A 15,359-nucleotide genomic window follows, 5' to 3' on the forward strand; every position below is an offset into this window, starting at 1 on the left:
GACAAAAATCACTTTGGATTTTTGTCCCAGGCTCTTTCCCAGTTAAATGATTTTTTAGCCGTCTCCGTTTCTTTTTTTATGTTATGATAATCAGTAATTACTCCAGTAGTAAATTCAAATGAAAAAGTTTTGTAAAGAGACGTAGGGGGAACAACAGGTATGCGTACGGAGAAAATACTGGTTGTAGATGATGATGCAGCAGTTCGTCGCTTGATTTGGAAAGCATTACAATCAACAGGTATTCTTATTTACCAAAGTGAATCAATTGAAAAAACAAAAGATATCGTGTCCAGAGTTACCTTTGATTTGTTCATTTTAGATGATAACTTGGAACATGACAGCGATGGTTACTACTTAGTCCAAATGATTAGAGAGAAATATCCACTGGTGCCAATTATCTTTTTTAGTAGCAAAAAAGAAGAAGAGGATATTATTGCAGCCTTGGAAATGGGCGTGGATAGTTATATAACGAAACCTTTTTCCTTGAATGTTTTTAAGGCTCAGGTGATTGCTTCGTTGAATCGAGCTCGAATGATTCGAAAACAATTGAATGTTTATAAAAAAGAAGAGCTACAGGTAGGCGATTTCCGTTTTGATTATGGTCGTTATCAACTATTTAAAAAGGATTTACCTATTTCATTGTCTTCGAAAGAAGTTCAATTAATTCAATTTTTTCTGGAGAATCCCGAGCAAGTATTCTCTAAAGAACAAATTTATAGCAGTGTTTGGGGTACTGGGGATGTCGATGCGAATACGATTATGGTTTTTATTAATCGTTTACGAAGTAAATTAGAAGAAAACCCGAAAGAACCTTGTTACCTGCGGACCGTTTGGGGCATTGGTTATACCTTTACGCCAGATGGTTGCGTACAAAAAAAATGAAAAAAGGCCCGCAGTTGCACGAGCGACTGCGGGTCTTTTTTGCTTATTCAATTTGCCGACGTTCCATTTCTTTCAAAATAAATTGAAGCGAACGATTTAGATGTTCATGGGTTAAAAGTGTGATCTGGTCAATATTCTTTGTTTTCATTCCGCGGAAAATTAACCAATGTTCTTCTAGGGCAATACTACGACGTTCTGAGGCACGAATCGCAATATCTCTGAAATAGATTAAGTAAGCATGGAGATCAGTCACAATTTTTTTTAAACGTAGCATCTGACTCTTAGTATAAATAAAGGAATTAAAATCTGAAAAGTTCTGTAGTAAGTCATCTACTTGGTTATTTTTATTGTATTGTTCTCCTTCGAGAAGTAAGGCTTCCAATTCATCAAAATCTTCTGGTGTCATGAGTTCCATGGCTTTAATGGTTGCTAAAGTGTCCAAAGATTTACGAATATCATAAATTTCATAAGCATCTTTCATACTAATCCCTTTAACCACGATACCCACCATAGGTATATGTTCCACCAATTGTTCTTTGACCAATTCTTGTAAAGCAAAGCGAATGGGCGTCCGACTAATGTTTAATTGCTCGGAAAATTCTTTTTCATTAATCCGTTCACCTGCAGGAATATCCCCTAAAATAATGGTTTTCTTAAAGGCTTCATAGGTACAAATTTTTAGAGGTTTACTGCTAGTTAAATCTAAGTTCCGTTTTACTGCTTCAACCGTTGGATTCATATGAGGCACCTCCCTATAGGTTATTTTTATAGATAATAAATATAATATTAAAAATGAAAATATAACGCAAGAAAAGACAAAATGAAAAGAAAACCGAGGAGAAAAGGTACTCCTACGGTTTCAGCGACGACGTTTAATTTTGTGGAATAAATAAAGGCATGTGACCTAAAGCAACAATTGTAACAACGAAAATAACGAAAATTCCTAAGGCATATTTTGCCGATTCTTTTTGCCATTGGCCCATATCTAAACCAGTTAAACGTAATAGCAAGTAAATAAATGCCACTAATGGACTTAATAAGTGGAACGCTTGCCCCATTAAGGAAGCTAAAGCCATAGACATATTGTCAAATCCATAAGAACGTCCAGCTTCTGCTAGGACTGGTAAGACACCGAAATAGAAACCATCGTTTGAAATAAAGAATGTTCCTGGTGCTGAAATGAACGCAATCACTAAGCCCCAAGCGCCGGCTAATTGTTTTGGAATAATATTAACAAAGCTATTTGCTAAGGCATTGGCCATACCAGAACCTTGGAATAAGCCCATGAAGACGCCAGCAGCAAAAACTAAGATAACTACTTGCACAGCATCACCAGCATTTGCACTGATACGGCTGCTTTGATCTTTTAATTTTGGATAGTTGATCATTAAAGCGATACAAGTACCAACTAGGAATAATAATAACGGTGGCATTTCAATCCACGAAGGCAAACCTAATTGACCAACGAATGAACTTAGGACTAACCAACCGATTAAGACAATCGTTAAAATACCATTGAATGCAAAATTCTTTGGACGACGAATTTCTAATAACTCAGGATCGTTAACAATAGTCATTTCTTCCAATTCTTTATCAGTAAGCGTTGTCACGCCTAAGCGAGCACGTTCTTTTTTCCCCATGCGATAAGCAACAAAGAAGATAACATACAATACAGATAAAATCATACCAGGTGCTAAATAAGAAAGAATGTCGGCATCAACTTCTAGTACGGCCATGGCACGAGCTGTTGGACCGCCCCAAGGTAATAAGTTCATAATGGTGTTTTGTAAGATAACAAGCACACCTAAATTCATCAATTTCATATTAAGTTTTTTGTAGATGGGAATAAACGCAGAACAGCAAATCAAGGTCGTAGTTGTTCCATCTCCGTTTAAGGAAACAGCAGCAGCAACTACCGCAGTAGCCATCAAGACTTTCATTGGATCGCCTTTAGCAAAGTAAATCATTTTTTTAGTGATTGGGTCAAACAAACCAGCATCCAACATAATAGAGAAGTAAAGAATGGCAAATAATAACATAATACCAGTTTTTGAAGTAGTTGAAATCCCATCTAAGACGAAATTCCCAATGTTGACTTCAGGGACAACACCGTCAGCACCAGGTGGCGGACTCGCTACTCCAGTTGCAATTGCAATCAAAGTAAAAATAAGAGGAATAATTACTAAAGATGTAAACGGTGACAATTTCTTTTTCATGATTACATACATAAAGATGATAATCATACCATAAGCTAAAATAGTGAGTAACATGTTTTTCTTCCTTTCTTTTTTAGAACTTTTTTGTAAGCGTTAACAACCGGTGTTAATAAAAAAGAATAGCCATGAGAAATGTTTCACAGTATTCTGGTTTACAACAAAAAATATTTTTTGTGTTTGTCTATAGTGTGAGAATATACAAACTTTCGCAGAGAATAAATAGCCTAAAACAAAAAGAACATCAAAAAAACAATTCAACAATCAAATTCTTATTAATAACTTAATATAATATTAATAGAATCTTAACGGTTGATAAATGCTTATATACCAATGTTTACAGAGTTTTTTTCACAAAATAAACAATAAAAGAACAATCTGAGCTAGTGTTTTCACTAGGTTTTTTAATGGTTTTTTCTATAATGAACGTATACCAAGAATTAGTGAAAGGAGAGACAATATGGGCCTATTTAAGTCCTTATTCAAGAAAGAGCAACACACGCAGGATACCGAGATTAATGAAAGCGTTATCCAACGTGAAGCGGATAACTTGGAAAAGCGATGGATAGATATACCAGCATATATTCCTGCTGAGCCAAAAGAATATCAATTGGTAAGTATTGTGGCCACTGCCATCGCAGCAGGAGAGTTTCCAGAAAGTCGTTTTGTTATCAAAAAAATCGCAAAACGAAATCCAGAAGCAAAAGAAGTTGCCATTATTGCAGCCAGTATAGCTGCAGAGCTTTCAGAAGAGTCTCAGCTAGTTGTCAAAAGAATTTCAAAACAAAACCTTGAGGAGGATCATTATGTTACGCAAATTTAAAATTTCAATTGATGGGAAAGAATATTTAGTCGAGATGGAAGAAATCGGTGGCGTCCCACAACCAGCACCTGTTGCGCCACAACCAACAGCGCCAGTTGCTACGACAGAAACACCAGCCCCTGCTGTTGAAGAAGCCCCAGCGCCAGCAGCACAGCCAGCCGCCCCAGCAGGAGCAGATGCAATGCCTGCGCCAATGCCAGGAACTGTGTTAAAAGTATTAGTCAATGTTGGTGATACGGTGTCCGAGAACCAACCATTGTTAATTTTAGAAGCAATGAAGATGGAAAATGAAATCGTTGCAGGAAAAGCAGGTACGGTAACAGGAATTCATGTTACCCAAGGCCAAATTGTGAACCCAGGGGAACCATTAATAACAATTAACTAGAATTAATTTAAGAAGAGGAAGTGATTTGTGTGGAGACACTGATTCAAGGTGTTATAGGAATGGGCCAAGAACCAGGACGCATTGTGATGATGCTGATTGGTGGACTATTAATGTATTTAGGAATAAAAAAAGAGTATGAACCAACACTTTTAGTACCGATGGGTTTAGGAACGATTTTAGTGAACTTTCCTAATTCCGGCGTATTGAGCGCTGGCGGCGAGCCAGGTCCGTTTAATGTTCTTTTTGATTTTGGAATAAAAACAGAGTTATTCCCGTTATTATTATTTATTGGGATTGGGGCAATGATTGATTTCGGTCCATTGTTACAAAATCCGTTTATGTTGATGTTTGGTGCCGCTGCACAGTTTGGGATTTTCTTTACAGTTATTATGGCTGTTTTATTAGGTTTTGATTTAAACGATGCTGCTTCGATCGGGATTATTGGTGCCGCTGATGGCCCAACGTCTATTTTCGTAGCAAATACCTTACATTCAAAATACATGGGGGCCATAATGGTTGCCGCTTACTCCTACATGGCGTTAGTTCCGATTATTCAACCAGTAGCGATTAAAGCAGTGACGACGAAAGCCGAACGTCGGATCCGTATGACTTATCGGGCCGGTGAAGTTTCTCAAACAGCGAAAATTCTTTTCCCGGTTGTTATTACGATTGTCGCAGGGTTAATTGCGCCGGTGTCATTACCATTAGTTGGTTTCTTAATGTTTGGGAACTTATTAAGAGAATGTGGCGTTTTGGATCGTTTATCCATTACAGCTCAAAATGAATTGGTGAATATTATTAGTATCTTGCTAGGACTATCTATTTCCGTTAGCATGAACTATGCAGAGTTCTTAAAAGTCGATACGTTGATGGTTATTGGCTTAGGGTTAGTCGCTTTTATTATGGACTCAGTCGGCGGCGTGCTTTTTGCTAAATTCTTGAATTTATTTAGAAAAGAAAAAATCAATCCAATGATTGGTGCTGCGGGTATTTCCGCTTTCCCAATGTCTAGTCGGGTCATTCAAAAAATGGCTACAGATGAAGACCCACAAAACTTTATTTTAATGCATGCTGCTGGTGCCAACGTTTCAGGACAAATCGCTTCTGTAATTGCTGGTGGCTTACTATTAGCCTTTTTAACATAGGACGGAAAGGAGAACGAATACATGTCTGTTAACATGGAAGATTTAAAAATTGCTTTTGAACTGTTAGGTTTTGGTTGGGGCGGCGTTTTCGTTGTTTTATTTATCATTTATCTAGCGTCTAAATTACTAACAAAATTATTTCCAATTAAAAAATAAAGGAGGTTATTGCTGTGAGCAGCGTATATACAATGAAAAGAATCTGGTTGCAAAAAGATAAAAAAGCTTATCAAGCTTGGCGCGAATTAATGGAAAAAGCCGAATTGCAAACGACAGAAGCACTTGATTACACCGTTGGCATATATGATGACACAGCATTAATCGCCTCTGGCTCGCTTTCAGGCAAAACGATTAAGTGCGTGGCCGTTTGTAAAAAATATCAATCTGAAAATTTGTTAACCCAATTGGTGGTTCATCTACTTGAAAAACTGAGAGAAGAAAACCAATTACACAGTTTTTTGTATACAAAACCAAAAAATGAACAAATTTTTCAGTCGCTAGGCTTTCAAAAAGTGGTTGCGAATCAAGAGGTGCTATTTATGGAGCAAGGCAAACCAGATTTTGCCGATTATCTTGGTTACCTGACACAGCATAAAAAAGCAGGGCCAGCCAGTAGCATTGTCATGAATGCAAATCCTTTTACGAAAGGCCATCAGTACTTAGTCGAAAAAGCAGCCAAAGAAAGTCCGCACGTTTATGTGTTTGTTTTATCTGAAGATAAATCGTTGTTTTCAAAAGAAGCACGTTTCGCAATGGTGCAAAAAGGGGTAGCCCATTTACCCAATGTGACAGTCCTATCTACAGAAGATTACTTAGTTTCGTCTGCGACTTTTCCTACCTATTTTTTGAAAGAAAAAGCGCCATTAGAGGTAGCTGCAATTCAAGCAACGCTTGATGCAACGTTATTTAAAGAAAGAATTGCGCCAATACTTGAAATTCAACAACGTTATGTGGGAGAAGAGCCTTATTCAGAAGTGACCGCTGTCTACAATCAAGCAATGCAACAAGTTTTCGGACAAACGATAACGCTAACCATTGTCCCGCGATTAGCGAGTGATGGAGAGCTGATTAGTGCGACGAAAGTTCGCAAAGCGATGGCTGAAGGCGACAAAGAGACACTCAAGAAGTTTTTACCAGCAACAAGTTATCAATACTTAGTAGAACACAAGAAACTAATGAGGTGAAGAAAGTGAAGATTATCAAAAATGCTACTGCAGGAACAGTAGAATCAAGTGATATTATGATTACCGTCCAACCCATTGAATCAACAGAAAATACCATTGAATTAGAAAGTAGTGTCGAAAAACAATTTGGCAATCAAATTCGTCAGGTGATTACGACAACTTTGGAACATTTAGATGTCCAAGGCGTTGCGGTCAAGGCGATTGATAAAGGGGCATTAGATTGTACGATCAAAGCTCGGATGATTACAGTTTTACATCGAGGCGCTGAAAAAGAAACGTATGATTGGAAGGAGTTGGACTCATGGAACGTTTAAGAAGAACAATGATGTTTGTCCCTGGAGCGAACGCAGCAATGCTAAGAGATGCACCATTGTATGGGGCAGATTCAATCATGTTTGATTTAGAAGATGCAGTTTCATTAAAAGAAAAAGACTCTGCCCGTGTTTTAGTCCATTCTGCTTTGAAAACTTTCGATTATGGCAATATTGAAATTGTTGTTCGGATCAATGCTTTAGATGCCGGTGGCGCAGAAGATATTGAAGCAATGGTCTTAGCTGGTGTCGATGTGATTCGTTTACCAAAAACAGAAACAGCCCAAGATATCATTGATGTCGAGGCAGTCATTACAGAAGTAGAACAGCAAAATGACATTCCCGTAGGAACAACGAAAATGATGGCTGCTATCGAATCGGCCGAAGGTGTTCTAAATGCGCCCGCGATTGCCAAAAGTTCAACTCGATTGATTGGCATCGCGTTAGGCGCCGAAGACTATGTTACCAATATGAAAACACGCCGCCATCCAGATGGCCAAGAACTATTCTTTGCTCGTAGCATGATTTTACATGCCGCTCGAGCAGCTGGGATTGCAGCTATTGATACGGTCTATTCAGATGTAGACAATACGGAAGGCTTTGAAGCCGAAGTTCGTTTGATTAAACAGCTAGGTTTCGATGGGAAATCGGTGATTAACCCTCGTCAAATCCCATTGGTTAATACTATTTATGCGCCGACAGAAAAAGAAATCCAGAATGCTAAGGAAGTAATCTGGGGCATTCGGGAAGCCGAAGCTAAAGGTTCCGGTGTTATCTCCGTAAATGGAAAAATGGTTGATAAACCAATTGTTGAACGAGCTGAACGGGTCATTGCGTTAGCATTGGCGGCTAAATTAATTACCGAGGAGGAAATATAGACATGGTAGTAAATAAAGTAGGCAAAGACATTCCTCAATCTTATGCAGAGCAATACGGCATTTATGAAGGAGAATTAGCACACATTGATGCTTATCAAGAAGCGAGCCGAGCAATTAAACCAGTGAAACCTCGGGAGACAAAACTTTTAGGAAGTATTCGTGAAGCAATTGAAAAAACAGGGTTGAAAGATGGCATGACCATCTCTTTCCATCACCATTTCCGTGAAGGAGACTATGTGATGAATTTAGTTTTAGCCGAGATTGCCGCCATGGGGCTGAAAAACATTTCGATTGCACCTAGTTCAATTGCAAATGTTCATGAACCTCTGATCGAACACATTAAAAATGGAGTAGTCACCAACATTACTTCTTCTGGTTTGAGAGATAAAGTAGGCGCCGCTATTTCAGCAGGTATCATGGAAAATCCTGTGGTGATTCGTTCACATGGTGGCCGGGCACGGGCAGTAGCAGCAGGCGATATCCATATTGATGTAGCTTTCTTAGGTGCACCAAGTTCAGACGCTTATGGAAATGCGAATGGAACCAAAGGAAAAGCCACCTGTGGTTCTCTTGGATATGCGATGGTCGATGCAAAATATGCGGATCAAGTGGTCATCATTACTGACACATTAGTACCATATCCTAATACCCCTATTAGTATTCCACAAACAGATGTTGATTATGTAGTAGAAATTGATGCAATTGGTGATCCAGATGGAATTGCCAAAGGCGCGACACGTTTTACAAAGAATCCCAAAGAATTATTGATTGCTGAATATGCCGCAAAAATAATTACACATTCTCCTTACTACAAAGAAGGCTTCTCATTCCAAACAGGAACAGGTGGCTCTTCACTAGCAGTTACGCGGTTCATGAGAGAACAAATGCTTAAAGATGGTATTAAAGCAAGTTTCGCATTAGGCGGAATTACGAATGCAATGGTGGAACTTTTGGAAGAAGGCTTAGTAGAAAAAATTATTGACGTCCAAGACTTTGATCATCCATCAGCTATTTCTTTAGGGGAAAATGCCAATCATTATGAAATTGATGCCAATATGTATGCTTCACCGCTTAGCAAAGGGGCGGTTATTAATCAATTAGACACAGCTATTTTATCTGCTTTAGAAGTGGACACAGATTTTAATGTAAATGTCATTACTGGTTCAGATGGTGTTATCCGTGGTGCTTCTGGCGGACATTCCGATACAAGTATGGCTTGTAAAATGAGTCTAGTGATTGCACCACTTGTTCGTGGACGGATTCCAACAATTGTTGAGCAAGTAAATACAGTCGTTACACCAGGTACGAGTGTCGATGTCGTAGTAACAGAAGTCGGCATTGCAATCAATCCAAAAAGAACAGACTTAATTGATTGTTTTAAAACTTTAGATGTTCCTCAGTTTACGTTAGAAGAGTTGAAAGACAAAGCCTACAACATTGTTGGCACCCCGGAACCAATTAAATATGGAGACAAAGTCGTTGCGTTAATTGAATACCGAGATGGTAGTCTAATTGATGTGGTACGCAATGTTTAATGGGGAAAAAGTAACACTTTTAGAGATGTTGGATGCTCGCGAACAAAGAGCTGCTACACAGAAGGAGTTGTTAGAAACAGCACCAGAAGCTAGTCTCTTATCTGCCACAATGAATATTCCTGGAGAAGTAAAAAATTCGCCCACCTTAACGGCTGTTTTTTTAGAAGTAATTGACGAAGTCGAGCAACAATTGCTGGATCAAGTACCGATTGTTAATTTTTACCGGAATGAAAAAACAGGGCCTGAATATTATTTGGCGGTTTCGTTAGCCCCGCAAGAGTTAAAACAAAGAATGGTCAAAATTGAAGAAACACATCCATATGGTCGTTTAGTGGACCTAGATGTTTTATGGGGAAATGAGGAACTAAAAAGCCTTCATCGAGGAGATTTAGGCTTGCCACCACGGCGCTGTTTTGTTTGCCAAGAAGAGGCGAAAGTCTGTGGACGAAATCGACGTCACAGTCTTGAAGCAATGCAAGAAAAAATAACAGAAATAATTTTGACACGAAAGGAGCAGCCAAGTGAGTAAAAAAATTCGTTTTACAGAAACGGTGCTACGGGATGGACAACAAAGTTTAATTGCAACACGGATGCCAACCTCAGATATGCTGCCGATTATTAAAACAATGGACGAGGCAGGATTTCATGCATTAGAAATGTGGGGCGGGGCAACGTTTGATTCCTGTGTCCGCTATTTAAACGAGGATCCTTGGGAACGTCTTCGCCAAATTCGCAAAGAAGTTAAAAATACCAAACTTCAAATGTTATTACGAGGACAAAATTTACTAGGATATCGTCATTACGCTGATGATGTGGTGCGAGCCTTTGTCGAAAAATCAGTTGAAAATGGGATTGATATTATTCGTATTTTCGATGCCTTGAATGATGTCCGTAATTTACAAACAGCAATTCAAACAACAAAAGAAGCTGGCGGACACTGTCAAGCAGCGATCTCTTATACCACGAGTGAAATTCATACCATCGATTACTTTGTAAAATTAGCCAAAGAATTAAGTCAAACAGGAGCGGATTCCATTTGTATTAAGGACATGGCAGGCGTTTTGACGCCACAAACTGGTTTTGAATTAGTGAGCAAAATGAAAGATGCCATTGATTTACCTTTAGAGGTGCATACGCATGCGACTAGTGGTATTTCTGAGATGACCTATTTAAAAGTTGCTGAAGCAGGTGCGGATATCATCGATACAGCTATTTCTTCTTTCGCTGGCGGTACGAGTCAACCAGCCACAGAATCTGTAGCCATTGCGTTAGAAGATTTAGGCTTTGAAACAGGTTTAAATATGGAAAAAGTAACAGAGATTGCTGACTATTTCAATCCGATTCGTGATCGCTTTAGAAGTGAAGGCATTTTAAACCCTAAAGTTAAAGATACGGAACCGAAAACCTTGATTTATCAAGTACCTGGTGGTATGTTATCAAACTTATTAAGTCAATTAACGGAGCAAGGCTTACAAGACAAATATGAAGAAGTTTTAGCTGAAGTACCTAAAGTAAGAGCAGATTTAGGGTATCCACCACTAGTTACGCCGCTTTCACAAATGGTTGGAACACAAGCCTTAATGAATGTGATTTCTGGGGAAAGATATTCCTTAATACCGAATGAAATCAAAGATTATGTGCGCGGAGAATACGGCAAATCACCAGCACCTATCGCAGAAGAGATTAAACAAAAAATCATCGGGGATGAAGAGGTAATCACTTGTCGACCGGCGGATTTATTGAAACCAGAGTTGCATAGTTTAGAAAAGGAAATCCAACAATACGCAAAATCTGAAGAGGATGTCCTATTATATGCGATGTTCCCACAACAAGGAAAAGACTTTTTAGGCCGTCGTGAAGATCCTTTTTACGATGTACCGTTACAGAAAGTGACAGTCAAACTTGACTTGCCAGAATAGAACGAGCAAGTGCTCCGCAAATGTATAAAGAAGCAAGGGTTTGAGCGACGATAACGGTTGTTCAAACCCTTGCTTCATCAAATAGAAAAAAGGCAGCCCGTGAAAGGAAGTGACAATGTGTTAGAAGAAGTTCTAGCAATTCATCAAAAAAATATTGGTGTGCTAAGTCTTGAAGCAACAGAAGCGGTATTAAACCATCATGATTTAGCCAAAATGTATACACCTGGTGTCGCAGAATTGAGTTTAATGATTGCCCAAAATCATGAATTAGCGCGCGAGTGGACCATTAGTGGTAAGTTAATTGCAGTTATTACAGATGGGTCAGCTGTTCTGGGTCTCGGCAATATGGGCACGCAAGCGGGCTTGCCAATTGTTGAAGGCAAAGCTTTACTTTATAAAAATTTGGCGGGGGTCGATGCTATTCCTTTAGCACTGGAACAAAAATCAGTGGACGAGATGGTTCAAACAATTGAAAATTTACAAAATAGTTTTGCAGGAATCCATCTAGAAGATATTTCTGCACCAAAATGTTTTGAAATTGAAGAAAAACTTCAACAACGTTTGAACATTCCTGTGTATCATGATGACCAAGAAGGCACAGCCATTGTCGTTTTAGCTGGACTAATCAACGCAGCTAAAATTAAAGGAAAACCTTTAAATGAATTACGTGTGGTGATTAACGGAGTTGGTGCTTCTGGTGTAGCGACCGCTAAGTTATGTATTCAAGCGGGGATTACGCATCTCACCTTAGTAGATCGCCAAGGTGTTTTAAGAGAAGAAGACCCGACATTGAATCCTTACCAACGTGCTTTGCTTCGACAGGTAATAAAACCATCAGTAGAAAACAAAGATTTAGCCACCGCTGTCGTCAATCAGGATGTTTTTTTAGGCTTATCAGAAGCGGATGTGCTAACGCCAGCTCTGATTAAATCAATGAACCAAGACCCAATTATCTTTGCTTTAGCAAATCCTAAACCAGAAATTGAACCAGCCCTCGCCCAAGCTAATGGCGTCCGTTTATTAGCAACTGGTTCTTCCAAATATCCGAATCAGGTGAACAACATTTTAGCTTTTCCAGGTCTTTTTAAAGGGTTATTGGCAGCGAAAGGCAGAAAAGTTGATGTCGGTTTGCAAATGACAGTAGCACGAAGCTTGGCCGCTATGATTTCAGAACCCACAGCAGAAAAATTCATACCTAATGTATTTGATGGCGGCGTAGTTGACACGGTTTTTAATGCTGTACTAGACTATATAAAACAAGAAAAGACCATGGCAGAAGAAGGGACGTAAAAGGCAATGACAAAGCAAGCAAGGAGTAAATTAGCGCAGCAAGCACAATTGGCACTACTCTATGAAGTGACCTGTTTAAATAAACCAGGCTTGGTGGATCCAGTCGATGCAGGCGCCCATCAAGATATGGATGTTTTCACTTTTTTAGAAAGTAGTGTGGTTTTGACTCCTTATTTTGAAACCTTCGTTCAAGCTGGGACAGAGCTACGTCATTTGCCGATTGAGGCAACATTTCGCGCGATTCGACAAGTTGGTTTAGAAGCAGAACGAGCGATGTTTGAGGCAACAGAAGGGATCAACACACATAAAGGAGCGATTTTTTCTCTAGGTATTTTTTTAGCTATCTGTGGTCGTCTAATGATTTGGGAGACCCCTTGCACCTTACAATTGTTTCAACAAACGCTTCAAACAATGACGCAAGACTTACTGGCCGACTTTGAAAACCTCGCTACGAATGAGCTAGAAAAACTAACTTGGGGTGAACGATTATTTGTTCAGTATGGCTTGACTGGAATCCGTGGAGAGGCGCAACAAGGGTATCCCGCTGTCTTTAAACAGGGAGTGCCTTATTATCAAAAACATCAAGGCACACAACAACAAAAACTCATTGATACGCTCCTTTATTTATCGCTCTATGTTGAGGATACGAATTTGATTAAACGAAGTCAAAATGTCCAAATTTTTGAAATATATCAACCGTTAATTCAAGAATATTTTGCTTTAGGGGGGACACAAACGTTACGGGGAACCCTTTGTTTAGAAAGATTGAATCACTTATTCAAAGAAAAAAATTGGAGTATTGGTGGCAGTGCAGATGCTTTAATTTTGGTGGTGTTTTTAGATAAACTAATGAAATTAAATTGGCTGACGCCTTAATTAAAAAGATAGTTACAACGCTGATTTGGTCAGTTATTTTGACCTTATATGCTTATGGAAAGGTCTCAAGAGAATTCAAGAAAGCGATTGACAAATACCACGAAACACAGTATATTTTATTACGAAATCATTCTTATCAGAGTATACAAATACGATGATAAACAGTTGAAGCGAATCTTGATTTGCTTTTCCTAAACCTGATTCTTTTAGAATCAGGTTTTTGTTTATCTAAAAGGCGGCATTCGTTCAAAAACGGCTGTCGCCTTTTTTTATGAAATTTTTTTAATATAAAAAAATTCATAAAAAAAATCTTAAAAACAGAAAAAATTGTTATAGATTAGAGTCATTTTTTTGATGTAAAGTTTTTATGACTTACAGCCATAAAATTGATAAAAACAGTCAAAGAAGCAGAAAAAATAATAGTGGAATTTCTCAAAAAAATAAAAAAATTTTCCGTTATTTAATTATCGATTTATCAAACGATAAGTTATAATAAAATAATTTATTTATCTTTAATGATTGGGGAGAAACGTATAAACTTCCTCATTTTCCTCTCATTGTATAATAACTCACTAATGAATTAGTGAGTTTTTTAACATATCTAGGACGCTTGTTATCAAATGAATTTTTATATAAAAATTCACAGCATTATATTTTGAAAAGCTGAGGAAATGTACTAAACTGCAGGTGTTAAATCCATTTAAATCGCTAAAGGGGGAGATGAACAACTAGGGGGAGCTAATGATTTTGGTATTTATCGTTTATTTTAAAGAAAAGAGGGACGATCAGATGAAAAAGAAAATTGTTGAGGATTTTAATCGGAAAAGTCAGCATAAAAAATGGACAAAACGCAAGATGCTTAATTTAGCAATATCAAGTGGTTTATTATTTACGTCATTAGCAATCCCTGTAAGTATAGCTGTTACCTCTGGCACAATCAGTGCATCAGCAGCGGTCTTGGATATCGAACTATTATCAAATGTTACGTCAAATAATGACAGTGGCACTTCAACGAGTAATCGTTGGACAGCCGCAAACCAAAATCAACCAGTTAATTTCACGGTTTCTGGTGGCGCTTTAGCAGATGCTTCCGCTGTGTTTAGTGGACAAAAACAAGCGGTGTTAGTGGTTCCTCCTGAGTTAAGAGGAAATGTAGCTGCAGCAGGCAACGCAGCAATCAATACCAATGTCACGATTGATCTTTCAAAAGTTACTTTTTTGACTGCCGTTTTGAATGCAGCCAATGATTTAACCAATGTCATTACTCAAATTACCAGTGGGGCGTTAGGGAATTTAACTGGTGTTGATATTGATTTGACGGAAGTGAATCGTCAATTGGAATTAGTTAATAACATTGAAAACTTAGGTGCTGCTTCATTTACAGCTCCGGAAACGTTAGCAGCTGACGGCTCATACATTAGTGCACCGATTAGTGATGGTTTAGGGTTAGTTTTAGCCCAAAATGTTTCAAACATCTTACAAGATTTGAATGCGGCAGTTCAAGCTTTGGAGGCAAAAGGAACCAGTATCCCAAGTAATCTTGTCGCCGCAGCTATAAATGCAGCCTTGCTTCCTGTCAAAGGCACGGTAAACGTGGCTGTTTCAGGTGCTTTGCCTTTATTAGCGGTTGGTGGTTCAGGCGTAAATGAGTTAGTGGATGCTTCTTTACTAGGCACAACCACGGTTACTTTACCAACTACCGTTTCAACACCTCAAAATTTATCCAATAATTTAGATGCTCGTTTTGTAGGAACAGTCGTTCAAACAGATCTTTTAGACGTTAATTTATTAGCAACAGCAGACGGTGTATCCAACATTTATTTTGCTGCAGGCACTACTAGTGAAGTAACCGCACCAACAATCACAGGAGTAACAGGTAATTCAACAGCAGGTTACGAAGTTAAAGGAACTGCCGATGCCA

Annotated in this window: 16 protein-coding genes; 14 read left to right on the forward strand and 2 right to left on the reverse strand. The window is 38.5% G+C overall.

The window, feature by feature from the left end:
* The first annotated feature begins 159 nt into the window (after positions 1 to 159).
* Positions 160 to 882 carry a response regulator transcription factor gene (locus tag HMPREF2810_RS12430; RefSeq protein ID WP_002363545.1) on the forward strand — a complete coding sequence of 241 codons (723 nt, stop codon included), beginning with the start codon at positions 160 to 162 and terminating at the stop codon, positions 880 to 882.
* 43 nt (positions 883 to 925) lie between these two features.
* On the opposite strand, the gene HMPREF2810_RS12435 is transcribed toward HMPREF2810_RS12430, so the two are convergent.
* Both HMPREF2810_RS12435 and HMPREF2810_RS12440 read right to left on the reverse strand, forming a co-directional pair.
* Entirely contained in the window at positions 926 to 1,621 is a 696-nt protein-coding gene (locus tag HMPREF2810_RS12435; protein ID WP_002356006.1) for a GntR family transcriptional regulator, read from the reverse strand.
* A gap of 133 nt (positions 1,622 to 1,754) precedes the next feature.
* Positions 1,755 to 3,152 carry a CitMHS family transporter gene (locus HMPREF2810_RS12440; RefSeq protein WP_002356005.1) on the reverse strand — a complete coding sequence of 466 codons (1,398 nt, stop codon included), beginning with the start codon at positions 3,150 to 3,152 and terminating at the stop codon, positions 1,755 to 1,757.
* Positions 3,153 to 3,555: 403 nt separating this feature from the next.
* On the opposite strand from HMPREF2810_RS12440, the gene HMPREF2810_RS12445 reads away from it, so the two are divergent.
* The 13 genes from HMPREF2810_RS12445 to HMPREF2810_RS12505 all read left to right on the forward strand — a co-directional run.
* Positions 3,556 to 3,918, forward strand: a complete 363-nt coding sequence (locus HMPREF2810_RS12445) for a hypothetical protein (protein WP_002356004.1) — start codon at positions 3,556 to 3,558, stop codon at positions 3,916 to 3,918.
* Positions 3,902 to 4,303: an acetyl-CoA carboxylase biotin carboxyl carrier protein subunit gene (locus tag HMPREF2810_RS12450; protein WP_002363547.1), complete on the forward strand. Its 402-nt coding sequence runs from the start codon at positions 3,902 to 3,904 to the stop codon at positions 4,301 to 4,303. The genes HMPREF2810_RS12445 and HMPREF2810_RS12450 overlap by 17 nt, the downstream gene beginning before the upstream one ends.
* Positions 4,304 to 4,332: 29 nt before the next feature.
* Positions 4,333 to 5,448, forward strand: a complete 1,116-nt coding sequence (locus tag HMPREF2810_RS12455; protein WP_002383526.1) for a sodium ion-translocating decarboxylase subunit beta — start codon at positions 4,333 to 4,335, stop codon at positions 5,446 to 5,448.
* A 21-nt stretch (positions 5,449 to 5,469) separates the two neighbouring features.
* Positions 5,470 to 5,604: an OadG-related small transporter subunit gene (locus tag HMPREF2810_RS16145; protein WP_002356001.1), complete on the forward strand. Its 135-nt coding sequence runs from the start codon at positions 5,470 to 5,472 to the stop codon at positions 5,602 to 5,604.
* 32 nt (positions 5,605 to 5,636) lie between these two features.
* The gene (gene citC / locus HMPREF2810_RS12465; RefSeq protein WP_002356000.1) at positions 5,637 to 6,629 is read left to right on the forward strand and encodes a [citrate (pro-3S)-lyase] ligase; all 993 of its coding nucleotides are present in this window, start codon (positions 5,637 to 5,639) and stop codon (positions 6,627 to 6,629) included.
* Positions 6,630 to 6,634: 5 nt separating this feature from the next.
* The gene (gene citD, locus HMPREF2810_RS12470; protein WP_002355999.1) at positions 6,635 to 6,943 is read left to right on the forward strand and encodes a citrate lyase acyl carrier protein; all 309 of its coding nucleotides are present in this window, start codon (positions 6,635 to 6,637) and stop codon (positions 6,941 to 6,943) included.
* The gene (gene citE, locus HMPREF2810_RS12475) at positions 6,931 to 7,818 is read left to right on the forward strand and encodes a citrate (pro-3S)-lyase subunit beta (RefSeq protein WP_002355998.1); all 888 of its coding nucleotides are present in this window, start codon (positions 6,931 to 6,933) and stop codon (positions 7,816 to 7,818) included. The genes citD and citE overlap by 13 nt, the downstream gene beginning before the upstream one ends.
* A 2-nt stretch (positions 7,819 to 7,820) precedes the next feature.
* Positions 7,821 to 9,353 carry a citrate lyase subunit alpha gene (citF, locus tag HMPREF2810_RS12480; RefSeq protein WP_002355996.1) on the forward strand — a complete coding sequence of 511 codons (1,533 nt, stop codon included), beginning with the start codon at positions 7,821 to 7,823 and terminating at the stop codon, positions 9,351 to 9,353.
* The gene (gene citX, locus HMPREF2810_RS12485; RefSeq protein ID WP_002383528.1) at positions 9,346 to 9,882 is read left to right on the forward strand and encodes a citrate lyase holo-[acyl-carrier protein] synthase; all 537 of its coding nucleotides are present in this window, start codon (positions 9,346 to 9,348) and stop codon (positions 9,880 to 9,882) included. The genes citF and citX overlap by 8 nt, the downstream gene beginning before the upstream one ends.
* Complete coding sequence (locus tag HMPREF2810_RS12490) at positions 9,875 to 11,272, forward strand: oxaloacetate decarboxylase subunit alpha (RefSeq protein ID WP_002355994.1); 1,398 nt, start codon at positions 9,875 to 9,877, stop codon at positions 11,270 to 11,272. The genes citX and HMPREF2810_RS12490 overlap by 8 nt, the downstream gene beginning before the upstream one ends.
* 117 nt (positions 11,273 to 11,389) lie before the next feature.
* Complete coding sequence (locus HMPREF2810_RS12495; RefSeq protein WP_010714967.1) at positions 11,390 to 12,562, forward strand: NAD(P)-dependent malic enzyme; 1,173 nt, start codon at positions 11,390 to 11,392, stop codon at positions 12,560 to 12,562.
* 6 nt (positions 12,563 to 12,568) lie between these two features.
* Positions 12,569 to 13,438 (forward strand): triphosphoribosyl-dephospho-CoA synthase CitG, encoded by an 870-nt coding sequence (citG, locus tag HMPREF2810_RS12500; protein WP_002383530.1) that lies wholly within the window; start codon positions 12,569 to 12,571, stop codon positions 13,436 to 13,438.
* A gap of 741 nt (positions 13,439 to 14,179) precedes the next feature.
* Positions 14,180 to 15,359: adhesive domain-containing protein (locus HMPREF2810_RS12505; RefSeq protein ID WP_002417267.1), on the forward strand; the 1,180-nt coding region annotated here is incomplete at its 3' end.

It is taken from the genome of Enterococcus sp. HMSC078F03 (assembly GCF_001811595.1).
Classification (GTDB): domain Bacteria; phylum Bacillota; class Bacilli; order Lactobacillales; family Enterococcaceae; genus Enterococcus; species Enterococcus faecalis.

Bases quoted from the DNA above. Each gene is read 5' to 3' on its own strand.
- HMPREF2810_RS12430 (WP_002363545.1), top strand. From the start codon at position 160: ATGCGTACGGAGAAAATACTGGTTGTAGATGATGATGCAGCAGTTCGT.
- HMPREF2810_RS12435 (WP_002356006.1), bottom strand. From the start codon at position 1,621: ATGAATCCAACGGTTGAAGCAGTAAAACGGAACTTAGATTTAACTAGC.
- HMPREF2810_RS12440 (WP_002356005.1), bottom strand. From the start codon at position 3,152: ATGTTACTCACTATTTTAGCTTATGGTATGATTATCATCTTTATGTAT.
- HMPREF2810_RS12445 (WP_002356004.1), top strand. From the start codon at position 3,556: ATGGGCCTATTTAAGTCCTTATTCAAGAAAGAGCAACACACGCAGGAT.
- HMPREF2810_RS12450 (WP_002363547.1), top strand. From the start codon at position 3,902: ATGTTACGCAAATTTAAAATTTCAATTGATGGGAAAGAATATTTAGTC.
- HMPREF2810_RS16145 (WP_002356001.1), top strand. From the start codon at position 5,470: ATGTCTGTTAACATGGAAGATTTAAAAATTGCTTTTGAACTGTTAGGT.
- citC (WP_002356000.1), top strand. From the start codon at position 5,637: ATGAAAAGAATCTGGTTGCAAAAAGATAAAAAAGCTTATCAAGCTTGG.
- citE (WP_002355998.1), top strand. From the start codon at position 6,931: ATGGAACGTTTAAGAAGAACAATGATGTTTGTCCCTGGAGCGAACGCA.
- citF (WP_002355996.1), top strand. From the start codon at position 7,821: ATGGTAGTAAATAAAGTAGGCAAAGACATTCCTCAATCTTATGCAGAG.
- citX (WP_002383528.1), top strand. From the start codon at position 9,346: ATGTTTAATGGGGAAAAAGTAACACTTTTAGAGATGTTGGATGCTCGC.
- citG (WP_002383530.1), top strand. From the start codon at position 12,569: ATGACAAAGCAAGCAAGGAGTAAATTAGCGCAGCAAGCACAATTGGCA.